Here is a 26,217-nt window from a genome sequence, read left to right on the forward strand (position 1 = left end):
GGTGACCGGTCTAACCGTGATTTTTTTGTGGTCGCCGCTTGTATTTAGGGCGGGGTTCCCTTAGAATTAAACACCGATTAGGTTTTTGCTGAAGGAGGCAATAGCGCGTGCATTTTCGCATTCGAGACGGGGTAACGTTAGACTTGTTACCCACTAAACAATTCAAGACTATTGGTATCAAGGTGGACTTTGTAGCGCCTCTGCAAGCAACAGCGATTACGGCGCGGGCACTACTGGCACAAGTTTTAGAGACCAGTACAGCAGCTTATCCTACCCAGACGGCACTGGCTAGGCAGCTGTCGCGACTCTATGGAGCTAGCTTTGGTATTAGTGTCATTAAGTTAGGGACTAAGCATGTGATTCGCTTAACGGTATCTGTAGTTGATGAACAGTATTTGGACCAATTTGCGGATAAGACGCCATTGTTTGAACAGGGGATGGCTCTCTTACGGGAGGTCTTGTTTAACCCCTTATTACCACAGGGCAACTTTGATCCGGCAACCTTTACCCAGCAACGGCAGAACTTATTGACGGCGATTAAATCGCTGGACGATGATAAACAGTACCTCGCTAACCGGCGTTTACAAGAACTCTTATTCACCGGTCAGCCAGCTCAAGCCATGAGCGCATTGGGTGATATCACTACGCTCGGTGAGTTGTCAGCCACGGCCGTTTTGCAGACGTACCATGACATGTTGGCAAACGATGCGGTCCACGTGGCCGTTATCGGTGACGTGACGCCTGAACGGGTTCAGACCGCATTAGCTGACTGGCCGTTGACCGACCGAACGGTGGCTGACCAGTCGCCATATTATCGGTGGGAGAAGCGCGACCACGTCCAAAATGGGGACGATGTTGCCCCCGTTGTCCAGGCCAAGCTGAATTTAGGGTATCAATTACCGGTTTATCGGGATGATGCGGACTTTCTGCCTGCCGTGGTCTTTAATGCGGCCTTCGGGGGTTCACCATTGTCCTTGCTCTTCACGAACGTCCGGGAAAAGGCGAGTCTGGCCTACTATGCAAGTAGTGGCTACAGCCCATTTACCGGGACCCTGTCCGTGCAAGCCGGGATTCAAGCCGAAAATCAGGATCGCGTTGTGGCCATTATTGGCGAGCAATTACAGGCCTTACAGCGCGGCGAACTGACGCCGGACCTATTGGCCGAGGTAAAGGCGAGCCTATTAAATGCCCGCCTGGCTGGGCTAGATAGCCCGCAACGTCGGTTGACCGGTCTCTTGAACTCACAACTTACACAATTAAATGAACCCTTAAAGAAATGGCAGGAACGCTTGGCGGCCGTGACGATCGCTGACGTCCAACGCGTTGCGCAAAAGGTAACGTTACAGGCGACTTACTGCTTACATGGAGGTGCCCAGCATGCTGAATAAACAAGTGTACGACCGGTTGGACGAGACCATTTACCAAACCACATTAGCTAATGGGTTAAAAGTAATTTTGATGCCTAAGGCTGGTTTTCATAAGACATTTGCGATTATGACGACCGACTACGGGTCGACCGACAACGAATTTGTTCCCCGTGGGCAGACTGAACCCGTGCGTTTTCCGGACGGAATTGCTCATTTTTTGGAACATAAGTTATTTGAAAAGAAGGATCATGACGCCTTTGACCTCTTTGGTCAGTATGGTGCCAGCGCCAATGCGTTTACGAGTTTTACGCAGACCAGTTACTTGTTCTCGACGACTAGTCACTTAAAGGAAAACTTGGATATTCTCTTGGATTTTGTTCAGCAGCCATACTTTACGGCGGCAACGGTGAACAAGGAAAAGGGGATTATCGGCCAGGAAATTCAGATGTACGATGATGATCCGGGCTGGCAGAGCTACTTTGGAATGATTGGTCAGTTATATCCCAAAGAGCCGTTGCACATTGATATTGCAGGGACCGTGGACTCCATTGACAAGATTACGGCCGATGATCTGTACGCGGCCTATAACACGTTCTACCATCCCAGCAACATGAGTTTGGTGGTCGTGGGCCAACTTGACCCAGAGGAAACCTTGGACTGGGTGACGACCAATCAAGCTGGTAAAGACTTTGGCCCCGCTGAACCGATCAAACGAATTCCGAGTCCCCAAGCGACACCAGCGGATATTGTGCCGGCCGTGACCCGTCATTTAGCCGTGACGCGGCCTAAGGTCAGCATTGGTATCCGGGGCTTCAATCAGGTCCCAAGTGGCCGAGCGGGATTAGCTTACAGTGTGGCATTGTCATTACTATTTGATCTGTTATTTAACGATACCAGTGATAATTATTTGCGATTATATGATGCCAACGTGATCGATGACAGTTTTGGCTATGATTTCCAGGTCCAACGAGGGGCCCAGTTTGCCCAATTGGCCGGTGATACGGATGATCCGGAGACCTTCATTAGTGAGTTGACGGCGATCTTAGATGATGCACCGGCTCAGTTGGCGGCGGCAGAAAGCCAATTTGAACTGGTCAAGCGGGAAGCCATTGGTCGCATCATCGGGGCCATTAATTCGGTTGAAGCGATTGCCAACCAGTACGACGGGCCGTTATTCGCGGGGGCAACTATTTTTGATGAGCTAGCAACGCTCGAACGCATGCAGTTCACGGACCTCATAGATGTTACCCAAACTTTCTTAACCAACAGTCAGCGTACGACCTACACGATTTTGCCCTAACTGGAGGTTAAGAAACCGTTAAATCCTGAAATCTGGGAGCAGTTGCTAAAAATGCGGCGGCGCCTATGCTATACTTTGCATGATAGAGAAATTTTGAACAGGTGGAGAATTTAATCATGAGTGATAACAGTAAAATTACATTGGGAAAGACGCTAAAGGATGCGCGGATCGCCAAGGGCTTTACCCTAGACGACCTGCAACAGGCGACGAAAATTCAGAAACGCTATCTCATTGCAATCGAAGACCAAAACTTTGACGAACTCCCCGGGGATTTTTACGTCCGGGCCTTCATCAAACAATATGCGGACATGGTTGACTTGGATGGTGCAGAACTGTTAAAGCAGTTTGACAGTGCTTTACCAAGTACCCAAACGCAAGAGTACGTTGATAAAGTCAACGAAAACAATCCCGAGACCCGTTCGCAACAACGGCAGGTCGATGAACGCTACGTGAAGTTACGGCGGACGATTCCTATTGTCGGGATCGTTGTGGTCGTGCTGGTCGTGTTGATTGGGATCTGGGTGGCCGCTTCTCGTAATGGCGGCACGTCGACTAAGAATAACGTTGATAGCAGTTCTGTGAGTGTTTCTGGCAGTAGCAGTAGTAGTGTGAAGTCTAGCAGTTCGAGCAAGAAGTCTTCTTCTAAGAAATCTTCATCCAAGAAGACGGCTAGCTTCAAACAGTTGAGCACCACGACTTCTGGGTCAACTTGGGAAATGAAGAATGCCGCTTCTAAGCCAAAAATCAGCTTGTCCGCAACCGGGAGCGCTTGGCTCTCTGTAACGGCCAATGGGTCCACGGTTTGGCAAGGGACTCTGTCCAGCTCAACTACGCATTCCTTGACGTTACCTAGTTCTGCGACGAGTGTGACCTTTAAGTTTGGGAACGCACCGGCAACTAAGGTGAAGGTCGATGGGAAGAGCTTTGACTTTACGTCAACCACGGCCACTAGTAACGCTTCTAGCTCGAGTTCGAGTGATACGACGACTACGAGTTCAAGTAGTACGACGGCCACCACGTCTCAAGTACAAAGTGTTATTTTGGAATTCAAATAGTCAAAGAGCGGGTCGGTCCGTGGCGACTGGCGCGCTTTTTGTGTGAAGTGGGAATTTAAGGAGGAATTTTTTGTGAACTTGCCGAATCGGTTAACTATTATTCGAATCATTTTGATCCCGGTCTTTCTGTTATTACTGGTCCTACCCTTGGACTGGGGAACGGTGACCTGGTTAGGAACGGCGATTCCTGTGACGCAAATCTGGGGTGCACTGATTTTTGCGGCAGCTTCCATTACGGATTTTTTGGACGGTCAGATTGCTCGGCGGCAACACTTAGTCACAAATTTTGGCAAGTTTGCTGATCCTTTGGCGGATAAAATGATCGTCATGACGGCCTTCATTCTGTTGGTCAACATGGGGGCCGTCCCAGCTTGGGGTGTAGCCATCATCGTTTGCCGGGAGTTGGCGGTGACCGGACTGCGGTTGATCGTGGTTGAGACTGGTGGCAAGGTTCTCGCCGCCGCTTGGCCAGGGAAAATCAAGACGACCACGCAGATGGTTGGGATCATCCTCTTGTTGTTGAATAACATCGGCTTTGGCGCGATTCACATTCCAATGGCGTTGATCTTCTTCTACATCTGCCTCTTCTTCACCATTTACTCCGGGATCGACTACTTCGTGAAGAATCGCGAAGTCTTCGCAGAGTCCTCAGCAGAATAAACATGTTATGATAACCTTCGTTGACTAACGAAGGTTATCTGTCGTTAGAGGGAAGATGTCAAACTGTTCGCACTGCGGCTGCCAGGGATTCCGCCTGCTGTGGGGACGCTTCAGCCTGAGAGGCGGGCTTCTCGCTCGATTTGAAGCCACACCCAAATCGTGTGTCTTCAAAGTCGCCCATGCTGTAAACTGGCTGATGAACCGCCAGTTAACACCATTTTCACGGCTGGCTACATCCCTGGCCTCCTCCGGCTTAGATTGAGCGTGCCAACGATAGATGTCAGGGATTGTAAATTTTTTGCAGTTATAGCCAACATATATTAGTTTTTTTCAAAGTTGTCATAGAGCACGAGTGTAAGCCGAGAGGTCGGCAGATATGGGCTCAGGCGCGTCGTTCTGCTTAGTTGGCGTTTCTGGCCAGCTTAGCAGAAAACCAAGCTTGGAGACTCGTGTTTTTCGAGGCTTCAAGTTGTGTTCGCACCGTTCCAGCCCATATCTGGCGGCCGGTAAGGCGAGGTGAACACTAGGTTGCCAAGTTTTAATCAAATTAATTTCAAAAAAGTTTTGCTAAATAAAAAATATTCGTAGAGTTTTTGCGGAGATAACTATGTAACCGTAGGAGGGGTCACCAATGCAAGCGGAGATCATTGCCGTTGGAACGGAAATTTTATTGGGACAAGTGGTGGATACCAACTCGGCGTTTATTGCGCGCGAGCTAGCCGAAGCCGGAATCGAAGTTTATTATCATTCGTTAGTGGGCGACAATGCCGATCGGTTAACGGCGGTGCTGGAACGGGCGCGGTCGCGGAGTGACTTGGTTATCATTAGCGGGGGCTTAGGGCCAACCAAGGATGATCTGACCAAACAGACCGTTGCCCAATTACTAGGGGTCAAGTTGGTTGAAGACGAGGTTGCTATGGCAAAGATTCAACATCACTTTGCTGTAACCGGTCGAAAATTGACGCCTAATAATCGTTTACAGGCGCTTTATCCAGCTGGTAGTCAATCCCTTAAGAATACAACGGGAATGGCTGTGGGTGCCTTCTATCAGTCTCCTAATGGGGCAGATATGATGTTGCTGCCTGGGCCGCCAAGTGAATTGGAGCCAATGTTTCTGAAGGAAGCTTTACCGCGATTAAAGCAGGCTTATCAACGCCAAGAATATTTGGTATCACGGGTACTACGGTTCTTCGGTATTGGCGAATCGCAGCTGGTGACGGAACTGGGCGACTTGATTGCCAACCAGACGAACCCAACGATTGCCCCATATGCCAAGGAAACCGAGGTTACACTGCGGTTAACGGCTAGCGCTGAAAATGAGGCGGCTGGCGAACGCTTGTTGGACGACATGATTGCGACGATCAAAGACCGAGTGGGCGACTACCTTTACGGCTACGGCGATGACAATACGTTAGCCCAAGTGGTCGTGAACGAGCTGATTGCCCGCCACTTAACCATTACGGCGGCCGAAAGTTTAACGGCTGGTGAATTCCAGAGTACGTTAGGCGATGTTCCTGGAGTCTCAGCTATCTTCCCCGGTGGTTTTGTGACGTACGCCAACGAAGCAAAGCATGCGTTACTGGGTGTGCCTGAAAAAACGATCGCCGAACAAGGGGTCGTGAGTGAAGCTACGGCCAAGGAAATGGCGGAACGTTCCCGCCAAAAATTGGACACCGATTTTGGATTGAGCTTTACCGGTGTCGCCGGTCCGGATGCGTTGGAGGGCCAACCCGCGGGGACCGTGTGGGTCGGCTTAGCTCAGCGAGGACAAGCTCCACGGGCTCAGTTGATTCGGTTGGCCGGCACCCGGGCTAAGATTCGTGAAAGAACGGTCATGACCGGATTAGACTGGATTCGCCGGATTTTGCGAGATAAAAAATAAAGGGGAACTTTTGTTCTTCTTTTGCTTGCATTTTCGAACATAAGCCGGTATAGTGTTACTTGAATATTGATGTTTCAAAGGAGGATTTGGATGGCTGACGAACGACAAGCGGCGTTAGATAAAGCGCTGAAGAAAATTGAAAAAGACTTTGGTAAGGGGTCCATCATGCGGATGGGCGACAATACCAAAATGCAAGTAAGCGTCGTACCATCTGGCTCGTTAGCTCTTGACGTAGCGTTAGGAGTCGGCGGTTATCCCCGAGGACGAATCGTAGAAATCTACGGTCCAGAATCTTCAGGGAAAACGACCGTAGCCTTACACGCTGTTGCCGAAGTGCAAAAGCGGGGTGGGACCGCGGCTTATATCGATGCTGAAAACGCCTTGGACCCAGCTTACGCAACGGCCTTAGGAGTTAATATCGATGATCTGCTACTCTCACAACCGGATACCGGTGAACAGGGGTTGCAAATTGCTGACGCCTTGATTTCCAGTGGTGCCGTTGACATCGTGGTCGTTGACTCCGTTGCCGCCTTGGTACCGCGTGCCGAAATCGAGGGTGAAATGGGTGATGCTCATGTGGGCCTCCAAGCTCGGATGATGTCACAAGCCTTACGGAAACTTTCCGGGACGATCAACAAGACCAAGACGATTGCGCTGTTTATTAACCAAATTCGTGAAAAGGTTGGGGTTATGTTTGGTAATCCTGAAACCACGCCTGGTGGTCGGGCCTTAAAGTTCTACGCTACAGTTCGTTTGGAAGTGCGGCGTGCGGAACAGATCAAGGACGGAACCAACGTGATTGGGAACCGGACACGGATCAAGGTTGTTAAGAACAAGGTAGCGCCGCCATTTAAGCGTGCCGAAGTCGATATCATGTATGGTCGTGGAATTTCACAAACCGGTGAGCTGATCGACATGGCCGTTGAAAAGGACATCGTTGATAAGAGCGGTTCTTGGTACTCTTATGGCGAAGACCGGATCGGCCAAGGTCGTGAGAATGCCAAACAATACTTGGCTGACCACGCTGATATGATGGCTGAAGTGAACCAACGGGTCCGGGCCGCTTACGGTGTTGCCGATGAGGACGATGCCCCTAAGAAGGCTAAGGCTGACGCCAAGGGTAAAGATAAGACCACTGAGAAGGATGCCAAATCTAAGGCAAAGCCAAAAGAGACGGCCACTCAGATGAACTTGACCCCAGATACGACCAAAAAACCAGAAAATAAATAAGTTGTTCCTGTAAAACGTTGTTTCTTCTTCGACCGAGAGTCGGGGAACCACAGCGTTTTTTTAGTTGCCGTAAATGTTTTCGGGCCAACCGGCCGAGATTCCAGTGAGTTTAGTTGACAGCGTTCATGGCAACCATTAAAATTGAACTTGTGTCAGTTATCATAATCACCATCTAAAAAAAGTCTGATTTTAAATTAGTCATTTTTGATGATGCGGAGGTGGAATCATGAGTGTTCCAATTATAATCCTCGCAATCATCGCTATCGTTGTTGGTGTTGTGGGCGGGTATTATTTTCGCAAATCTGTCCATGAACGCAAGCTAGATGCTGCCAAGTACACTGCTGAAGGTGTCTTGACGGAAGCCAAAAAGCAAGCTGAGACTGCTACCAAAGAGGCTTTACTTGAAGCCAAAGAGGACAGTCATAAGTATCGTGCAGAGGTCGAACAAGAGCTGAAAGAACGTCGTGCCGAAGTTCAGAAGCAAGAAGACCGGTTGATTCAACGAGAAGAAACGTTAGACCGGAAAGATAACTCTCTGGAAAAGCGGGAGAACTCGTTGAACCGACGCGATAAAAAGCTTAGCGGTGAAGAACAGAATTTAGCTAAGAAGCAACAGCAAGCAGACTCACTGATTGAAAAACGCCAGGCAGCGGTCGAAGAAGTCGCTGCCTTATCCCAGGAAGATGCACGTGACCTGATTATTTCAGAGGCTAAGAAAGCTCTGGCGGGTGAACGGGCTAAAATGATTAAGGAAAGCGAAGAGACGGCACGCAAGACGGCCCAGGCAAATGCCAAGGACTTGATTGTGTCTGCTATTCAAAGAAGTGCTGCCGACATGGTGACCGAAACAACAATTTCCGTTGTGACGTTGCCTAACGACGACATGAAAGGCCGAATTATTGGTCGTGAAGGGCGGAATATTCGGACGTTGGAGACGTTGACCGGGATTGACCTGATCATCGATGATACGCCTGAAGCCGTCGTTTTGAGTGGCTTCGACCCACTACGGCGTGAAGTCGCCAAAATTGCCTTGGAGAAATTGATTCAAGACGGTCGGATTCATCCGGCACGGATTGAAGAAATGGTAGCAAAGGCCAAAAAAGAACTGGACGAACACGTCCGGGAGCTTGGCGAGCAAGCAACCTTTGATCTCGGGATTCACTCGATGCATCCCGAATTGGTTAAGCTCGTTGGTCGCTTAAACTTCCGAATTTCCCATGGGCAAAACGCGTTGGCCCATTCAATTGAGGTTGCCAAGATCACTGGGGTCTTAGCGGCTGAACTAGGTGAGGATGTTACGTTAGCAAAGCGTGCAGGATTATTACATGATATTGGCCGCGCTGCAGAGCATGAAGATGACAATTCTTACATTACAACCGGAACCGAACTGGCCAAGAAATACCGGGAAAGTTCCGTTGTGGTAAATGCCATTGCCGCTCAGGCAGATCAAACGGCACCGCAATCCGTTATTGCGGAACTGGTTGGTACCGCTGATATGATTTCAGCCACCCGACCAGGCGCACGCTCCGATTCTCTCGAAAGTTACATCCATCGTTTGGACAAGTTGGAGACGATTGCCAATGCCTTTGATGGTGTTGACCATAGTTTTGCCATCCAAGCGGGACGTGAAGTGAGAGTCATCGTGCGGCCCGAGAAGATTTCCGACACGGATGCCGTTGTCTTGGCACGAGACATTAAGAAACAAATTGAAGAGGACCTGGATTACCCAGGCCACGTCAAGGTTTCCGTTATCCGGGAAGTCCGGTCAGTTGAATATGCGAAATAAGTCAGAGAAGCTAGGCCAATCTTGGTCCTAGCTTTTTTACGTCAATCCAGCTTATTTTCGTGTTTTGCAGTGATTGAACACCTCGTGAGCCGAAAGCTAAGAATTCATGGTAAAATATAGGTTATTGCCGCTTGAGAGTGGGACAGAAGGCGGTTGATCAATGAGTTTTAATGTCGCTGGACGAAGAATTTCGGTTCTGGATTGTTTGTCTAGCGGGGTTAAGCGGCATTGACTGCCTTTTGTCACCCATTTCGACCATAGACGTTCGGAACGCAAAACGGGTCTGAGACTTTTGTCCCGAACTCCCAAGCTCATTTCAAATTAAAAAAGTGATGGCGGATGATTCGTCATCACAGAGACCTGGTTAACAGCCAGATGGGCCCAGTGGGGTCTAGATAGGGGAACGAAGATGCGAATTTTGTTTGTTGGTGACGTTGTTGGAAATATTGGTGTCGCCATGATTCATGAGTACTTGCCACAGTTAAAACGAGACCTTAAACCCCAAGTGACCATTGTTAACGGGGAAAATTCAACCCCCGTTGGCCGCGGGATCAGCCAAAGCATTTACAAGCAGATCTTAAAGGACGGCGCTGACGTTGTCACGATGGGCAACCATACGTGGGATAACGCCGAACTGTATGATTTCATCGGTGGTGCCAATCGCCTGGTGCGGCCCGCTAACTTTCCCGGGGATACTCCCGGTCAGGGGTGGACGAAGGTAAAGGTGAACCAACAGACCTTGGCTGTCGTCAACATGCAGGGACGGGTCTTCATGAATCCCATGGATGATCCCTTTGCGAAGATGCAGGCCCTGTTGCCTGAACTGGACACGGACTTTGTCTTCGTCGACTTCCACGCCGAGACGACCAGTGAAAAGCGGGCCTTTGCCATGCGTTACGATGGTCAACTCTCCGCGGTCGTCGGCACCCACACCCACGTTCAGACCAGCGATGCCCAAGTCTTGCAAGGCGGCACGGCCTTTATGACCGAAGCCGGGATGACCGGTCCGGCCGACAGCGTCTTGGGAATGAAGGCGGATAGTGTCATCGAACGCTTTGAGAACCAGCGACCAACCCGCTACACGGTCCAAGAAGTCGGACCCGGATTGTTATCCGGAGCCGTGATTGATCTCAACGATAAGACGGGGCACGCGACGACTATCAAGCCAATCTTGATCAGCCCACAACACCCGTATCAAAGCTAAGTTCTAACGGAAGGATGAACCATTTTTCATGACGAAAACGAACACAACGCCCATGATGGTGCAGTACCAAAAGATTAAGGATCAGTACCCCGATGCCTTTTTGTTCTATCGGCTCGGTGACTTCTATGAAATGTTTAATGAAGATGCCGTCAAGGGGTCCCAGCTGTTGGAGCTCACACTGACGACGCGTAGTCACAGCGCGAAAAATCCCATCCCAATGTGTGGGGTGCCCCATAAGGCTGTGCAAAGCTACATTGATATTCTGGTCGACCAAGGTTATAAGGTCGCTATCTGTGAGCAGATGGAGGACCCCAAGCTGGCCAAAGGAATGGTTAAGCGAGAGGTCATTCAGTTGGTCACGCCCGGAACTCAGACCGATACCGGCGCTGCGGGGGCTAAACGCAACAACTACTTGACCGCGCTGACGATGGTGGCACCAGACCAATACGGGTTTGCGTACACCGACCTGTCGACCGGAGAACTCAAGGCCGCCGAAATTAACGGTCAAGAAGCCGTCCTCAACGAGCTCATGAGTCTTCAGACCAAGGAAATCGTCATTGACGATAGCGTTGCCGAGGACCTCCAGGCGACGATGAAACAACTGAGCGTCATGATCTCAAAGCAACTTGAAATTCAGACCAGTTCGGAACTGAGTTATGTGGAACAAGACCTGACCACGGCCCCGTTGAAGCAGGTCGTTGGACTGCTGGTGACCTACGTGACGGTGACGCAGAAGCGCAGTCTGGCGCATTTGCAGCGAGCCGTAGCCTACCAACCCACGGCGTTCTTGAAGATGGACCATTCGTCGCAGACCAACTTGGAAATCACACAGAACTTGCGGACCAAGAAGAAGTCCGGCACCCTACTGTGGCTGCTGGATGAGACGAAGACTGCGATGGGGGGCCGGTTACTTAAGCAATGGCTCGACCGGCCGCTGATCAATCGCCAACAGATCGAAGACCGCCAAGCTAAGGTGGGCACGTTACTCGACCACTACTTTGAACGTAACAGCTTGCAGGCTGAGCTCGTTAAGGTCTATGACCTGGAACGACTCGCTGGTCGCGTGGCGTTTGGGAGTGTCAACGGGCGGGACCTGATTCAACTCCAAACGTCGTTGGAACAGGTGCCCCAGATTCAACATACGATTGAGGAATTGGGGGATGCCGTCTTTGATAGCATGCTCACCAACCTGGATCCTGTGAGTGACGTGGCCGATGCGATTCGTGCCGCCATCGTTCCTGAACCGCCGCTGTCCGTTGCGGATGGTGGTGTCATTCGCGACGGGTTCAACGCGCAACTAGATGAGTATCGCGACGCCATGCGTAACGGGAAGACCTGGTTGGCGGAAATGGAAGCCCACGAACGCGAAGTCACCGGCATTAACAACTTGAAGATCGGCTACAACCACGTCTTTGGTTACTACATCGAGGTGACGAAGGTCAATCTCGACAAGTTACCGGCCGACCGGTACGAGCGGAAACAGACGTTAGCCAATGCGGAACGTTTCTCAACGCCCGAACTGAAGGAAAAGGAACAGTTGATCTTGGAAGCCGAAGAAAAATCGGTTGCCTTGGAGTATCAACTGTTTGTCGACCTACGTGAACAGGTCAAAAAGGCCATTACCCGACTCCAGAAGTTGGCGGCGACGATTGCCAGTCTCGACGTCTTACAGAGCTTTGCTGTGGTCAGTGAAGACTACCACTTCGTCAAGCCCACGCTGGTTAAGGGTCACCAATTAAAAATCAAACAGGGCCGTCATCCAGTCGTTGAGAAGGTTTTGGGTCGTCAATCCTACGTCCCTAACGATGTTACGATGGATGATCAGACCAATATCCTATTGATTACCGGGCCCAACATGTCCGGGAAGAGTACCTACATGCGGCAACTCGCACTGACGGTCATCATGGCGCAGATGGGCTGTTTCGTGCCGGCCGAGTCCGCTGAAATGCCGATCTTCGACCAAATCTTTACGCGAATTGGCGCTGCCGATGACTTAATCTCTGGTCAGAGTACCTTCATGGTCGAAATGCAGGAGGCCAACCATGCCCTGAGTCAAGCCACGGCCAACAGTCTGATTTTATTTGATGAAATCGGGCGGGGAACCGCGACCTATGATGGGATGGCGTTGGCTCAAGCCATCATCGAGTACGTCCATAACCGAGTCCACGCCAAGACACTGTTCTCCACCCACTATCATGAATTGACCGCGCTGGAGACTTCCCTCAAGCAACTCCGTAACGTCCATGTTGGCGCGGTTGAGCGGGACGGCGACCTAGTCTTCTTGCATCAGATGCAACCGGGTCCTGCCGATAAATCGTACGGGATTCACGTGGCTAAATTAGCCGGGATGCCCGATAGTCTCCTGCAACGGGCCGATGTCATTTTACGTGGCCTAGAACAGGAAGCAAAGGAAAAGCCAGCTGTGGCGGCGGTCACGTCGACAGCACCCGTCGAGGGGTCACCGGCAGCGGCTAAACCAGTCGCGGAGCCAACCTCAGTGGCCGCTAAGCCTGAATCGGCGGCGAGTGAGTCGACACCGGTGGCTGAACAACCGGTAGCGACGGAAACGTCGGCGGCAGAGACGGATCAACAGTTGTCGCTGTTTACGGACGAACCCGAATTAAACCCAGCGCAGGCAAAAGTTTTGGCCCAGCTAAAGGACCTCAACTTGATGGGGATGACGCCGATGGCCATTATGAATCAGGTTTATCAATGGCAGCAAAAATTGTCGAAATAGTGTAGAAAGGAAGGGGCGTTATGGCTAAAATCCATGAACTAGCGTCGGTATTAGCCGACCAAATTGCGGCGGGTGAAGTGGTTGAACGACCCGCTTCCGTCGTCAAAGAACTGGTTGAAAACGCGGTCGACGCGCACAGCACCCAGATCGACATCACAGTCGAAGAGGCCGGTCTCCAACGCATTAGCGTGGTCGATGACGGGGATGGTATTGCTGATGAGGACACCGAGATGGCGTTCAAACGACACGCAACCAGTAAGATTACCGACCGGCGAGACCTCTTTCGCATCAAATCACTCGGGTTCCGGGGTGAAGCGCTACCCAGTATCGCGTCCGTCGCTGACGTCACGCTCACAACATCCACGGGCGGTGTGGGCACGTTGATTCACAACGTCGGCGGTATCATCAAGGAGCATACCGCAGCCGAGGCACGCAAGGGGACGACCGTGACGGTCAAGGATCTCTTTGGCAACGTGCCGGCCCGGTTGAAGTACTTGAAGTCACCGGCAACGGAGCTGGCACGAATTACGGATATCGTGAATCGCTTGGCGCTGAGCTATCCTAATATTGCCTTTTCCCTGGTCCATAATGGGCGTGAACTGACACGAACGGCTGGTCGCGGGGATTTACAGCAGGTGATTGCCGGCATCTATGGGGTTCAGAATGCCCGGAAGATGGTGGCCATCAACGGTCAGAATCCGGATTTCCAGGTTAAAGGGTATGTGAGCTTGCCTGAGCTGACGCGTGCCAGTCGACAGTATATTTCACTCCTGCTGAATGGCCGCTACATCCACAACTTTCAGCTCAGTAAGGCGCTGGTGGCGGGCTATGGGTCAAAGCTCATGGTCGGTCGCTACCCGGTGGCCGTCTTGGATATCACCATGGACCCACTGCTGGTCGACGTGAACGTTCACCCAACCAAGCAGGAAGTCCGCATTAGCCAGGAACCGGAGCTGACCAAGTTGATTCAGGAGACCGTGTTCAAGCGGTTGTCCCAGGAAAATTTGATCCCGGATGTCTTTAACGAAATGCCACAAAACAAGCACGACCGATCGACCACGGATCAACTGACCATGGCATTGAATGACGTGTCCGCCAAATACGACATGTCGACCACGTCAGCACCGTCGCCAGCAACTTCGACGGCAACGCCACAGCTGCCGACGCAGGCTCCGGAAGAATCCGCTGCGGCGACACCCCAGCCAGCCGTGGCCGCGGGACCACAACCGTTACAAACACCAGAAGAGGTGCCAATCGCGCCAGTCGTCATTCATGACCGCGCCGACTTCAATCAACCGGCTGCTCAGGCATTTGACGCTAAATACCGAGCTGAACGGGTCGCTGCACCGCTGGGTGGGGCTGTGGTTAAACAGGAACCGGTACCAGAAGCCACTACGGCGTCTCTGAACCACCCAATCCCAACACAGCGGTTTCCACAGCTACGGTATCTGGGACAGGTCCACGGGACGTATCTGCTGGCCGAGGCCGATGACGGGTTGTACTTGATCGACCAACACGCCGCGCAGGAACGGGTCAACTATGAGTTCTACCGGCAGGCCATCGGTGAGGTCAGTGATGACGAACAAAAATTGTTGGTGCCGATCGTCTTAGATTACCCGACGACGGACATTTTGGAGCTCACGAATCATTTGGAGACGCTGGCTACGGTCGGCATCCATTTGGAATCGTTTGGACCGAACAGTCTCATCGTCCACGAACACCCGACCTGGTTCAAGGCTGGGCAGGAGACCGATACGATTAAAGAAATGATCGATTGGGTCTTGAAGGACGGGAAGATTTCCGTCGCGGCCTTTCGTGAAAAGACGGCCATCATGATGAGCTGTAAGCGTGCCATCAAGGCTAACCATCACTTGGACGACCAACAGGCACGGGCCTTACTGAAGAAGTTGGCAACGGCCGAGAATCCGTTCAACTGTCCTCATGGCCGGCCCGTACTGGTTCATTTAACGGACCAGGACCTCGAGAAGCTGTTCAAACGGATTCAGGACCCGCATCACAGTGGGGATGACTGGGGAGAGTAACTGGTTTCCACATTGCGGCGGCTAGGGATTCTGCCTGCTATGAGGTCTCCAACCAAAGAGCGAAAGCCACGAAGAATGTGTGTTTCTCAGGTCGTCCCACGATGTAAGTCGAGAGGTCGCCAGATATGGGCTCAGGCGCGTCGTTCTGCTTGGTCGGCGTTTTTGGCCGGCCTAGCAGAAGACCAACCTTGGAGACTCGGATTTTTCGAGGCTTCAAGTTGTGTCCGCACCGTTCCAGCCTATATTTGGCGGCCGGTAAGGCGAAGGAACCACCATGTTGTCTAAAGTTCAGCTGTCAGTTTGACCGCCTAGTGTGGTACAATTTGAAGAGCAAACATATGTTTTCTTAAAGGAGATTAACTGGCATGTACGAATACCTTCACGGGACGGTGGCGGCCGTTTACCCGGACCACGTGGTGATTGACGTGAACGGGGTGGGCTACCTGGTCAATACGGCCAATCCCTACCGTTATGCGGTCAATGATGACCCAATCACCATCTACGTTTACCAAGCGGTCAGTGACTCTGCACAGACACTCTATGGTTTCGTAGACTACGCAGAAAAACAACTCTTTTTAAAATTGATCAACGTTAACGGGATCGGCCCCAAGAGTGCGCTGGCAATTTTAGCCAATCCGGACCATCAAGGCCTGATGTTAGCCATTAAGACCAACGACGTCAGTTTCTTGACGAAGTTTCCTGGCGTGGGGAAGAAGACCGCTGGACAAATCGTCTTGGACTTACAGGGTAAGCTGGACGACTTGGAACCAGCCGACAGCAATGAGCTCTTCACGCCAGAGGTGGCTGGCGGCACGGGCGACAATCCGAAGCTGGATGACGCCATTGCGGCCTTGAATGCGTTAGGGTATAAGGAAGCCGCCGTTAAAAAGATTTTGCCACAACTTAAACAGACGGCGAGTCAGACTACGAATGATTATCTGAGCGCCGGATTGAAACTGTTAACCAAGTAACGCGAAGGGAGGAATTTTAATGGCCGATGATGACCGCCTCGTCTCACCCGAACCAGAGGATGAGAACGAAGATTCAATTGAAAAGTCGCTCCGGCCGCAGACGTTGGCTCAGTACATTGGTCAAGAGCCCATCAAACACGAACTGCGCGTCTATATTCAAGCAGCGAAGCAACGAGAAGAGTCCTTGGACCATGTGTTATTGTATGGACCACCCGGCTTAGGGAAGACGACACTGGCCATGGTGATTGCCAATGAAATGGGCGTGCACATCCGGACGACCAGTGGCCCGGCCATTGAAAAACCGGGCGACCTGGTCGCGTTACTCAACGAATTACAACCGGGCGACATTCTCTTTATTGATGAAATTCACCGCTTACCAAAGATCGTTGAGGAAATGCTGTACTCGGCGATGGAAGACTTTTACATTGACATCGTGGTCGGGCAGGGACCAACCGCCCATCCCGTCCACTTCCCGTTACCGCCGTTTACCCTGATTGGGGCGACGACGCGGGCGGGCCTGCTGTCGTCGCCACTGCGGGATCGGTTCGGTATCGTCGAGCACATGGCGTACTACCAAACTAATGACCTCCAGGAAATCGTCTTACGTTCTGCGGATATCTTTGACACGACGATTGCGACGGAAGGGGCGCACGAGATTGCGTTGCGGTCACGCGGGACACCCCGGATTGCGAACCGTTTGTTGAAACGAATCCGGGATTTCGCGGAGGTCTCACCAGATCACTCGATGATCGATGTCGAAATCGTCGACCACGCGTTGTCCCTGTTGCGAGTCGATTCGGCCGGACTGGATTCGACCGACATCAAATTGCTAGAAACCATGATCGACTATTACGATGGGGGACCGGTTGGCCTGAACACCCTTGCCGCTAACGTGGGTGAGGAGACGGAGACCGTGGCCGCCATGTACGAGCCGTATCTGTTGCAACGTGGGTATTTGAAACGGACCGCCCGGGGACGGGTCGTCACTGCCGCCGGGTACAAGCATCTTGGCCGCACCTTGCCGGAAGATAATCGCGGGTAAGGAGCGCATCGTTTTTGAAAAAAATAGCGATAATGCCGAACATCTGAAGAATTTTTAGAAATAATTGGACGGATTCCTTGGATTCTGGTAAAGTTGTCCAATAGATAGGATACGAAGGAGTGTAAGATATATGGGTGGACAATACTCAACTTTAATTATTTTAGTGGTCTTCTTAGGTTTAATGTATTTCTTAATGTTACGGCCACAACAAAAGCAACAAAAGAAGCACCGAGATATGATGGGTGCATTGAAGAAGGGCGACCACGTGGTAACGATCGGTCGCTTACACGGTGTGATCGACGAAATCAACCAAGCCGACAAGACGGTTACGTTGGACTGCGATGGCATCTACTTGGTCTTTGACTTACGGGCCATTTCTAGTGTGACCTCACAAGCGCCAGCCGCTGTTACTGCACCGGTTGCTGCTAGTGAAGCCGCTGCCAAGGAAGCACCAGCCGCTGATGCCAGTGCTGCTGCCGAACCAGCTAGTGAAGCTGCTGCAAGCGACGCACCTGCTGATGACGCAGATGATTCCGAAGCGACTAAATAAGCGTATTGAGAGAGTGGTTCCCGTTACGGGTGACCGCTTTTTTTTCGACCCAAATTTGGGTGACCTTTTGATTGAGAACAAACGCGTGTTCGATTATAATTTAAATAGTAATGGGAAATGGTGTGATTCGTCTGTCTCGTTCCAGCCCGTATCTGATGGCCGGTAAGACGGGTGAAACACTGAGTTGCCAATTGAACGATTGCTTAATCATTTGAACGACAAAACCAAGTAGGGAGGTGAGCCGGATGGTACCAGAACAATTTACGCAGCGAAAAATTATTCATGTGGATATGGATGCTTTTTATGCGTCTATTGAGGAACGGGACCATCCGGCGTTCAAACACCATCCACTGATCATTGCTCGCGACCCCCGAAAGACTGGAGGCCGTGGCGTCGTGACCACGGCGAACTATGTGGCACGGCAGGCGGGCGTGCACTCGGCGATGAACGCTAATGAAGCGCTGAAGTTGAGCCCCAACGCCATTTTTCAGGAACCTAATTTCCCACTGTACCGACAGATTTCGGATCAGATTCATGCTATTTTTCATGAATACACGGATAAGATCGAGCCGGTGGCGTTTGACGAAGCCTACTTGGACGTCACGGAGAACAAACACCACATTCATTCGGCGGTACAGGTGGCTCACGCCATTCAAGCCGAAATTTATGACAAGACGCACCTCACGTGTTCAACGGGAATCTCCTATAGCAAGTTTTTAGCCAAGGAGGCCTCCGACTTTCGTAAGCCGGTGGGGGTCTGCGTGATCTTACCGGAAGATGCGCACGATTTCTTGATGCGCTTGCCGATCGAACGGTTTCGTGGTGTGGGGAAGAAGACCGTGCCCAAGATGCACGACTTGGGCATTCACAACGGGGCTGATCTTTATCAGCGCTCGCAGTTGGAGTTGATTCACGACTTTGGCAAGTTCGGCTACATCCTCTATCAGCGGGTGCGCGGCATTGACGACCGGCCCGTTGAGTATCAACGCGAACGCAAGTCGATCGGCAAGGAGCGCACGTATGGCCCGCCACTACAGACGGTCGGTGAGGTTGAAAACCAATTGCAGAAGCTAGCGGAAATGGTGGCCGTGACGGTCAAGCAGAAGCAGCGGCACGGTAAGACACTGGTCTTAAAGTTACGGGATAGCGAGTTCAACACAATCACTAAGCGTGTGACCCAGACGGATTTCCTGGCCAACGACCCGCAAGTCTATTACGATTTGGCCTTGGAGCTCTACCACAGCGTGGCGGCCGATGATGAGCAGGTCCGCTTGTTGGGCATCACGATTACTGGCTTGGCTGCGCAAACGTTTGAAAATGTTCGCCTGCCGTTGTTTGGCCAGAACTAAAAGGACTGCAGAGTCGTATTGTCAAATGGCAAAAATGGTCAGTAAAAATCACTATTTTTCAATGACATGGGCGTGACGTGCAACCAAGGACAGCTGGTTCCGCTTAAACCTGATAAGCCAACAATCCAAGCCCGGGATTATTGGCTTATCAGGTTTAATGCTCGCCTGCTAACCGCCCTTGGTTGCACTCTTTTTCATATAACCGCAGACTTTCTTTGAAATTACCCGCCAAAACTTGTATACTGAAACGCGGTATCGACGCGTCTTGGTCGACAAATCGGATAGAAAACGGGTGAACTATATGGCCATTGAAGCTGCCATTTTAGAAGAAATTAAAAAGTATCAAACGATTATTATTCACCGTCACCAACGGCCTGACCCCGACTGTATCGGGGCTCAGCTAGCCTTACGGGACATTTTACAAGCTAGCTTTCCGGACAAGAAGGTCTTAGCCGTCGGGAAACATTACCCAGGTTTTGACTGGATGGGTCAAGCCGACCAAGACGTGGCGGATGAAGTTTATCACGGGGCGTTAGTGATCGTTGTGGACACGGCTAACCAACCACGGATAGACGATGAACGGTGGTCCACGGGGGCTGCCGTCATCAAAATCGACCACCATCCCAACGACGATGCCTTTGGTGATCTGCAGTGGGTCTTGGATCAAGCTTCCAGCACCTCTGAGATCATTTACGATTGGTTCGCTAAGAACGAATCGGAATTGAAGATGCCTGACGATGCCGCGCGGTTACTTTACGCGGGTATTATCGGGGATACCGGGCGTTTCATGTACCCGGCCACCTCAGCGAACACGTTTGCCGTTGCCAGCAAGTTGCTCGGTTACAATTTCTCAATGACGGCCGTTAATCAAGCCGAAGATGAGATTTCACCAGCCATGGCCCGGTTGTCCGCTTACGTTTACCAGAACTTAGAAATTTTGCCTAGTGGGGCGGCTTACTTGAAGCTGACCGACGAAATCGTGGAATCATTCGGCCTCGCTGCCAGTGATTCGACCTCTGCCGTGGTGCCATTACCCGGTAAGATCACGTCGGTCGTTGCTTGGGCCATCTTCGTTGAAGCCAAGGACAAGACGTTCCGCATTCGATTGCGGTCCAAGGGACCTTCCATCAACGAACTAGCTAAGAACCACGGTGGGGGCGGTCACGCGCTCGCCAGTGGTGCCACTGCCCACGATCAGGCTGAAATTGATCAGGTTATCCATGAGCTCGATGAACTCGTGGCTAACGATAAAGGAGAAAATGAATGACCGCAGATTTTAAAGAGTTTAAGTTGCAGCCGTACTTAATGACGGCCCTGCACAAGATTGGGTTCACGACACCCACCAAGGTTCAAGAAAAATTGATTCCCGTGATTGCTGCGGGGAAGGATGTTGTCGGCCAATCCCAAACTGGGAGCGGGAAGACGCATACGTTTTTACTGCCCATCTTTAACCAGTTAACGTCAGAAAACCAGGTTCAGGCCGTCATCACCACGCCGAGCCGGGAACTGGCTTACCAGATTCATACCGCCGCTGAACAGTTGGCCGCTGAATCACCATTTGAGATTCGAATTGGAAACTACGTTGGGGGTACCGACAAGCAACGCCAAATCAACAAGTTGCGGCACTATCAACCCCAACTGATCATCGGGACACCAGGTCGGGTCTTGGACTTGATTCAATCACAAGCGCTGGACGTGCATACCACCCGGCAGTTCGTGGTCGATGAAGCCGACATGACCTTGGACTTAGGGTTCTTAGATCAAGTCGATAAGATTGCTGGGCGGATGCCTAAAGACCTCCAAATGATGGTCTTCTCCGCAACGATTCCACAACGGCTCGATCCGTTCTTGAAGAAGTACATGAACCATCCCGTTATCGAAGAAATTCCGTCCGCGACGATCATCTCGGACACCATTGATAACTGGTTGATCTCAACTAAGGGTCAAAACAAGAACCAGTTGATCTACCAATTGATCACGATGGGGGAACCCTACCTGGTCCTGATTTTTGCCAACACCAAGACGCGGGTCGAACAGATTCACGACTTCTTGCAGGCACAAGGTATGAAAGTTGCCATGATTCACGGGGGCATCAAGCCGCGTGAACGGAAACGAGTCATGCGCGAAGTGAAGAACCTCCAGTTCCAATTTGTCGTGGCAACCGATCTGGCTGCGCGGGGAATTGATATCGAAGGGGTCTCCCACGTCATTAACGATGATATTCCTGAAGACCTCGACTTCTTCGTTCACCGAGTGGGGCGGACGGGTCGTCAAGGGATGCACGGAACGGCGATCACCCTGTACTCACCGGGTGAAGAGGCCAAGATTGCTGAGATCGAAGCGATGGGCATTAAGTTCCAGCCTAAGCGGATCAGCAACAATGAAATCGTCGACTCCTATGACCGGAACCGCCGGACTCAACGGCGGAAGAGTACCGAAAAGCTTGACCCAACGCTGATTGGTTTCGTTATGAAGAAGAAGCGCAAAATCAAGCCAGGGTACAAGCACCAAATCAAGCAAGAAATTCACCGGAAAAAGGATCAAGAACGGCGAATTGCCCAACGTCAAGATGCTCGTAATGAGCGAAAGCGGCGGAAGCGTGAGTCAGACCGTTACCAATAAACGGCCAAACTCATGAAAAGGGCGCCAGTCTGATTGACAAGCCGGCACCCGCCACCTATAATTTCAAGTGGACAATTGAATATAACTTCGAGGACATACCCTTGAGTCGTGATTTTCAGAAACGTTTTGGTCGCTGTGAAAAACGAGTCAGGATTCAAGTGGCGCTCCCTCAGTTTCATCGCGACTCAGCGTTATGAGTTTAAGAGGTTAACGATTAAAACATCGTTGCAAGTAGAGTGGTACCGCGCTTCGGCGTCTCTGCAGGCAACGGTGTTTTTGACATTTTTTTGGAGGTTATTGAGAGATGAAAGAGCTAACAAGTAGTCAAATTCGGCAAATGTACCTCGACTTTTTTAAGTCGAAGGGCCACACCATCGAACCAAGTGCGTCACTTGTGCCTAAGGACGATCCATCCTTGCTGTGGATCAACTCCGGGGTTGCCACGATGAAGAAGTACTTTTCTGGGCAAGTCGTTCCAGAAAATCCACGGTTGACCAGCTCACAAAAGAGTATTCGGACCAACGATATTGAAAACGTTGGGAAGACCGCGCGGCACCACACGTTATTTGAAATGCTGGGGAACTTCTCCGTGGGGGACTACTTCAAGAAGGAAGCCATTACCTGGGCGTGGGAACTGCTCACGTCGCCAGATTGGTTTGGCTGGGATCCAGAGAAGCTGTACATGACAGTCTACCCTAAGGATACCGATGCCAAGGCCGACTGGGAAGCCGCTGGCGTTGCGCCAGACCACATCATTCCGGTTGAAGACAACTTCTGGGATATTGGTGAGGGTCCTTCTGGTCCTGACTCTGAAATCTTCTACGACCGTGGTGAAGCCTTTAACAACTTAGCCGATGATGATCCTGAAAACTATCCTGGTGGCGAAAACGAACGTTACCTTGAAGTCTGGAACATCGTGTTCTCTCAATTCAACCATGAGCCAGATGGCAGCTACAAGCCACTTCCCCGGAAGAACATTGATACGGGGATGGGTCTCGAACGGGTCGTTTCGATTTTCCAAAACGCTCGGACGAACTTTGAAACCGACTTGTTTATGCCAATCATCGAAAAGACCGCTGAGTTAAGCGACGGCAAGACTTACGGTGCCAACAAGGAAGATGACGTGTCCTTTAAAGTGATTGCCGACCATGCACGGGCCATTACCTTTGCTATCGGTGACAGCGCCTTACCTAGCAACGAAGGCCGTGGGTACGTGATTCGCCGGTTGATTCGGCGCGCCATTGTCAACGGGCAAAAGCTGGGCATCAAGGGAGCCTTCTTGGACCAATTGGTACCAGTCGTAGGTCAAATCATGCAATCCTACTACCCAGACGTCTTGAAGCAAGCGGATTACATCGCCAAGGTCGTCCGTTCCGAAGAAGACCGCTTTGGCGAAACGCTGGACGGCGGGTTAACGCTGCTGAACAGCTTGATTGCTGACTTGAAGAAGCAGGGCGGTACCCAAATCGCGGGGGCCGACGCCTTCAAACTTTACGATACGTACGGTTTCCCAGTTGAACTCACCGAAGAATATGCCGACGATGAAGACATCACGGTCGATGTTGACGGCTTTAAGGCCGAAATGCAAAAGCAAAAGGATCGTGCCCGTAACGCCCGTGGGAAGCAAACGGCGATGGGCCTGCAACATGACCTCTTGATCAACGTCAAGACGCCAAGCAAGTACGTGGGCTACACGCAGTTGGCGACGACCAGCAAGCTGACGGAACTCGTCGTTGACGACCAGCTGGCCGACGAAGCAACGACGGGAACCGTTGAAGCCATGTTCGACACCACACCGTTCTACGCTGAAATGGGTGGTCAAGTCGCTGACAAGGGAGACATCTTGGACGAAGACGGTCACGTGGTTGCCCACGTTGCCGACGTTCAACATGCGCCAAATGGACAAAACCTGCACACCTTAACGGTCGTTGCGCCGTTGAAGAAGGGTGCGACTTACCAATTGAAGGTCGACACGGTCTTCCATAGCAAGGTTGAAAAGAACCATACGGCAACCCACTTGTTGGACAAGGCCTTACGCGAAGTCTTTGGCGAACATACCCAACAGGCTGGCTCACTGGTCGAAGGTGACTACCTGCGGTTTGACTTTACCCACTTTGGTCAGGTCGACCCTGCTGATTTGGCCAAGGCCGAAGCCATCGTTAACGAAAAGATCTTCGCAGAACTTCCCGTGACGACGGTTGAAACCGATATCGAATCCGCTAAGAAGATGGGCGCCATTGCCCTATTTAGCGAAAAGTACGGCAAGCTGGTTCGGGTTGTGAGTGCTGGCGACTTTGTCACTGAATTCTGTGGGGGGAACCACGTGAAGAACACCAATGAGATCGGTCTCTTCAAGATCACCTCTGAATCCGGTGTGGGTGCTGGTGTTCGCCGGATCGAAGCCGTGACCTCAGGAGCTGCTTATCGCTACCTACACGACCACGATGACATTTTGCACGCCGTAGCGGCCGATTTAAAGGTTACTCAGGTGAATGAAGTAGAGTCAAAGGTATCTGCCTTACAAGCACAGGTAAAGAGCTTAGAACAAAAGCAAGCCGCCTTAGAAGGTAAATTGGCTAGTCAAGAAGCCAGTGCTGTCTTTGACAACGTTACTGAAGCCGGCAACTACAAGCTGATCAACGGGACCGTTCAAGTCTCCAAGATGGACCAACTGCGGGCCTTAGCCGATACTTGGCGGGAACAAGCCTTATCCGATGTGCTGGTCTTAGGTGCCGAAGTCAATGGCAAGGCCAACCTGATCGTTGCCGTGAGCGCTGACAAGCAAAAGCAAGTCAAAGCCGGCGACTTGATCAAGGCCATCTCACCCAAGATCAATGGTGGTGGCGGTGGGCGGCCCAACCTGGCCCAAGCCGGTGGGAAGAACCCAGCGGGCTTACCAGACGCCATGGCAGCCGCAGTCGACTGGTTGAAGGAACAAGACTAATCTGTACTTCTGATTGCGCTACGGCTGCCAGTCGCCTTACCGGCCGCCAGATATGGGCTGGAACGGTGCGAACGCAACTTGAAGCCTCGAAAATGCCGAGTCTTCAAGATTGGTTTTCTGCTAAGCTGGCAAAGAACGCCAACTAAGCAGAACGACGCGCCTGAGCCCATATCTGGCGGCCTCTCGGTTTAAATGGCAGTCCGATGGGCAACACAGCGTTAGTCTCATTGTAGATTTATCGTGTTGGTGTCTGTTGATTGCTGACTATCACCCTTGGTACACAGTATTACTGAGGTAATCAGTCTGAGCCGGAGGATGCTAGAGATGTAGCCAGCCGTGTCGACGATGTTAGCCGGGGTTCTTTCCCGGGTTACATCGTGGGACGACCTGGGAGACACGTGGTTTTCGTGGCTTTCAGGCGAGCCGGAAGCCCGTACTTTGGCTGAAGGCGTTCCCCATGGCAGGCGGAATCTCTGGCAACCGTAGTGCGGCTAAGTTTAGCAAGTTTTAAAAACAGAATGAAGATAGGCGTTGCGGTGGGACTGATGGTAAGATGATCAGGACCTCGCGGCGTCTATTTAGTTGCCGGGGGTGCTGCTTAGGGCTTAGACTGGAAATGAGAGATCACTAGTCCGGTTTCACTCGATAGCCACCCGACACAGGGGCCGCAGTATTACGAATAGATTACATTGGGGGTCGTCCGTTGTAGTTTATCCGTCAATCGAGTAAAATTAAGTCTAAGTGAGGAAGTGCGGGGGTGTTTTATAGTGAGTTCATTAGACAAAACGATGTATTTTGACTTTGGGGCTAACCAACCAAAGGATGTTCACGATACACTGGTAACGGTTTATCAAGCACTAGAGGAAAAGGGTTATAACCCAATTAATCAGATTGTCGGGTACCTACTATCGGGCGATCCTGCGTATATTCCACGTATCAATGATGCGCGGAACTTGATTCGCAAGCATGAGCGTGATGAGATCATCGAAGAACTGGTTCGAGTCTATTTGAACCAGAATGGACCGGTGAAGCCGTCATGAAATTAATGGGGTTAGACGTAGGGTCCCGTACCGTCGGGATCGCAATTAGTGACGCTCTGGGCTGGACGGCTCAGGGGGTCGAGATTATTCCAATCAACGAAGAGGAAAAGGTCTTTGGGTTGGACCGCGTGGCCGAGCTCGTCAAGGAACATGACGTGCAAGGCTTTGTCGTAGGTCTACCGAAGAACATGAACAATTCGTTGGGGCCTCGGGCGGCAGCATCTCAGCATTATGGTGAGATGTTGACCGACCAATTTGGCCTGCCCGTCGACTTTGAAGACGAGCGGTTGACAACCGTTGAAGCGGAGCGTATGTTAGTGGAACAAGCTGATACGTCACGGCGCAAGCGGAAAAAAGTGATTGATAAATTAGCAGCCGGGTTAATCCTGCAGAACTATTTAGATCGGCACGGCAAATTGACCCGAGAAAAGTGAGG

The 26,217-nt window shown here is 51.4% G+C and carries 19 protein-coding genes; all 19 read left to right on the plus strand.

Annotated features, from left to right (window positions below; translation table 11 throughout):
- Positions 1 to 107: 107 nt before the first annotated feature.
- The 19 genes from yfmF (at position 108) to ruvX (ending at position 26,215) form a co-directional block, all read left to right on the plus strand.
- On the plus strand, positions 108 to 1,388 hold the full coding sequence (yfmF, locus tag FC99_RS05500; protein WP_048732110.1) for an EF-P 5-aminopentanol modification-associated protein YfmF: 1,281 nt from the start codon (positions 108 to 110) through the stop codon (positions 1,386 to 1,388).
- On the plus strand, positions 1,381 to 2,667 hold the full coding sequence (gene yfmH, locus FC99_RS05505; protein WP_048736238.1) for an EF-P 5-aminopentanol modification-associated protein YfmH: 1,287 nt from the start codon (positions 1,381 to 1,383) through the stop codon (positions 2,665 to 2,667). Before yfmF ends, yfmH begins: the two co-directional genes overlap by 8 nt.
- A 116-nt stretch (positions 2,668 to 2,783) precedes the next feature.
- Entirely contained in the window at positions 2,784 to 3,722 is a 939-nt protein-coding gene (locus FC99_RS05510) for a helix-turn-helix domain-containing protein (RefSeq protein WP_048732108.1), read from the plus strand.
- Positions 3,723 to 3,794: 72 nt separating this feature from the next.
- A complete protein-coding gene (pgsA, locus tag FC99_RS05515; protein WP_048732107.1) occupies positions 3,795 to 4,382 on the plus strand; it encodes a CDP-diacylglycerol--glycerol-3-phosphate 3-phosphatidyltransferase in 588 nt (195 codons plus the stop codon).
- 631 nt (positions 4,383 to 5,013) lie between these two features.
- Complete coding sequence (locus FC99_RS05520; RefSeq protein ID WP_048732106.1) at positions 5,014 to 6,264, plus strand: competence/damage-inducible protein A; 1,251 nt, start codon at positions 5,014 to 5,016, stop codon at positions 6,262 to 6,264.
- Between the two features lie 90 nt (positions 6,265 to 6,354).
- Positions 6,355 to 7,494 carry a recombinase RecA gene (gene recA / locus FC99_RS05525; RefSeq protein WP_048732104.1) on the plus strand — a complete coding sequence of 380 codons (1,140 nt, stop codon included), beginning with the start codon at positions 6,355 to 6,357 and terminating at the stop codon, positions 7,492 to 7,494.
- Between the two features lie 226 nt (positions 7,495 to 7,720).
- Positions 7,721 to 9,280, plus strand: a complete 1,560-nt coding sequence (gene rny / locus FC99_RS05530) for a ribonuclease Y (protein WP_048732102.1) — start codon at positions 7,721 to 7,723, stop codon at positions 9,278 to 9,280.
- A 409-nt stretch (positions 9,281 to 9,689) separates the two neighbouring features.
- Entirely contained in the window at positions 9,690 to 10,484 is a 795-nt protein-coding gene (locus FC99_RS05535) for a TIGR00282 family metallophosphoesterase (RefSeq protein WP_048732100.1), read from the plus strand.
- A gap of 28 nt (positions 10,485 to 10,512) precedes the next feature.
- Positions 10,513 to 13,221: a DNA mismatch repair protein MutS gene (gene mutS, locus FC99_RS05540; protein WP_048732098.1), complete on the plus strand. Its 2,709-nt coding sequence runs from the start codon at positions 10,513 to 10,515 to the stop codon at positions 13,219 to 13,221.
- 20 nt (positions 13,222 to 13,241) lie between these two features.
- Positions 13,242 to 15,263, plus strand: a complete 2,022-nt coding sequence (gene mutL, locus FC99_RS05545; RefSeq protein WP_048732097.1) for a DNA mismatch repair endonuclease MutL — start codon at positions 13,242 to 13,244, stop codon at positions 15,261 to 15,263.
- Positions 15,264 to 15,628: 365 nt separating this feature from the next.
- Complete coding sequence (gene ruvA / locus FC99_RS05550; protein WP_048732095.1) at positions 15,629 to 16,234, plus strand: Holliday junction branch migration protein RuvA; 606 nt, start codon at positions 15,629 to 15,631, stop codon at positions 16,232 to 16,234.
- Between the two features lie 19 nt (positions 16,235 to 16,253).
- Positions 16,254 to 17,276, plus strand: a complete 1,023-nt coding sequence (ruvB, locus tag FC99_RS05555; RefSeq protein ID WP_048732094.1) for a Holliday junction branch migration DNA helicase RuvB — start codon at positions 16,254 to 16,256, stop codon at positions 17,274 to 17,276.
- Positions 17,277 to 17,406: 130 nt separating this feature from the next.
- Complete coding sequence (gene yajC / locus FC99_RS05560; protein ID WP_048732092.1) at positions 17,407 to 17,826, plus strand: preprotein translocase subunit YajC; 420 nt, start codon at positions 17,407 to 17,409, stop codon at positions 17,824 to 17,826.
- Positions 17,827 to 18,071: 245 nt separating this feature from the next.
- The gene (dinB, locus tag FC99_RS05565; protein WP_048732090.1) at positions 18,072 to 19,175 is read left to right on the plus strand and encodes a DNA polymerase IV; all 1,104 of its coding nucleotides are present in this window, start codon (positions 18,072 to 18,074) and stop codon (positions 19,173 to 19,175) included.
- A gap of 301 nt (positions 19,176 to 19,476) precedes the next feature.
- The gene (locus tag FC99_RS05570) at positions 19,477 to 20,442 is read left to right on the plus strand and encodes a DHH family phosphoesterase (protein ID WP_048732088.1); all 966 of its coding nucleotides are present in this window, start codon (positions 19,477 to 19,479) and stop codon (positions 20,440 to 20,442) included.
- Positions 20,439 to 21,797: a DEAD/DEAH box helicase gene (locus tag FC99_RS05575; RefSeq protein ID WP_048732087.1), complete on the plus strand. Its 1,359-nt coding sequence runs from the start codon at positions 20,439 to 20,441 to the stop codon at positions 21,795 to 21,797. The genes FC99_RS05570 and FC99_RS05575 overlap by 4 nt, the downstream gene beginning before the upstream one ends.
- A 304-nt stretch (positions 21,798 to 22,101) precedes the next feature.
- On the plus strand, positions 22,102 to 24,741 hold the full coding sequence (gene alaS / locus FC99_RS05580; protein ID WP_048732085.1) for an alanine--tRNA ligase: 2,640 nt from the start codon (positions 22,102 to 22,104) through the stop codon (positions 24,739 to 24,741).
- A gap of 767 nt (positions 24,742 to 25,508) precedes the next feature.
- The gene (locus FC99_RS05585) at positions 25,509 to 25,781 is read left to right on the plus strand and encodes an IreB family regulatory phosphoprotein (protein ID WP_020088343.1); all 273 of its coding nucleotides are present in this window, start codon (positions 25,509 to 25,511) and stop codon (positions 25,779 to 25,781) included.
- A complete protein-coding gene (gene ruvX / locus FC99_RS05590; protein ID WP_048732082.1) occupies positions 25,778 to 26,215 on the plus strand; it encodes a Holliday junction resolvase RuvX in 438 nt (145 codons plus the stop codon). The genes FC99_RS05585 and ruvX overlap by 4 nt, the downstream gene beginning before the upstream one ends.
- The last annotated feature ends 2 nt before the right edge of the window (positions 26,216 to 26,217 follow it).

The sequence above is a fragment of the Levilactobacillus koreensis JCM 16448 genome, from assembly GCF_001435525.1.
In the GTDB taxonomy this organism is placed as follows: Bacteria; Bacillota; Bacilli; order Lactobacillales; family Lactobacillaceae; genus Levilactobacillus; species Levilactobacillus koreensis.

What these genes read in the sequence shown, in the direction of transcription:
- FC99_RS05510 (WP_048732108.1), top strand. Translation starts at nt 2,784, where the DNA reads ATGAGTGATAACAGTAAAATTACATTGGGAAAGACGCTAAAGGATGCG.
- FC99_RS05520 (WP_048732106.1), top strand. Translation starts at nt 5,014, where the DNA reads ATGCAAGCGGAGATCATTGCCGTTGGAACGGAAATTTTATTGGGACAA.
- recA (WP_048732104.1), top strand. Translation starts at nt 6,355, where the DNA reads ATGGCTGACGAACGACAAGCGGCGTTAGATAAAGCGCTGAAGAAAATT.
- rny (WP_048732102.1), top strand. Translation starts at nt 7,721, where the DNA reads ATGAGTGTTCCAATTATAATCCTCGCAATCATCGCTATCGTTGTTGGT.
- FC99_RS05535 (WP_048732100.1), top strand. Translation starts at nt 9,690, where the DNA reads ATGCGAATTTTGTTTGTTGGTGACGTTGTTGGAAATATTGGTGTCGCC.
- mutS (WP_048732098.1), top strand. Translation starts at nt 10,513, where the DNA reads ATGACGAAAACGAACACAACGCCCATGATGGTGCAGTACCAAAAGATT.
- mutL (WP_048732097.1), top strand. Translation starts at nt 13,242, where the DNA reads ATGGCTAAAATCCATGAACTAGCGTCGGTATTAGCCGACCAAATTGCG.
- ruvA (WP_048732095.1), top strand. Translation starts at nt 15,629, where the DNA reads ATGTACGAATACCTTCACGGGACGGTGGCGGCCGTTTACCCGGACCAC.
- ruvB (WP_048732094.1), top strand. Translation starts at nt 16,254, where the DNA reads ATGGCCGATGATGACCGCCTCGTCTCACCCGAACCAGAGGATGAGAAC.
- yajC (WP_048732092.1), top strand. Translation starts at nt 17,407, where the DNA reads ATGGGTGGACAATACTCAACTTTAATTATTTTAGTGGTCTTCTTAGGT.
- dinB (WP_048732090.1), top strand. Translation starts at nt 18,072, where the DNA reads ATGGTACCAGAACAATTTACGCAGCGAAAAATTATTCATGTGGATATG.
- FC99_RS05570 (WP_048732088.1), top strand. Translation starts at nt 19,477, where the DNA reads ATGGCCATTGAAGCTGCCATTTTAGAAGAAATTAAAAAGTATCAAACG.
- FC99_RS05575 (WP_048732087.1), top strand. Translation starts at nt 20,439, where the DNA reads ATGACCGCAGATTTTAAAGAGTTTAAGTTGCAGCCGTACTTAATGACG.
- alaS (WP_048732085.1), top strand. Translation starts at nt 22,102, where the DNA reads ATGAAAGAGCTAACAAGTAGTCAAATTCGGCAAATGTACCTCGACTTT.
- ruvX (WP_048732082.1), top strand. Translation starts at nt 25,778, where the DNA reads ATGAAATTAATGGGGTTAGACGTAGGGTCCCGTACCGTCGGGATCGCA.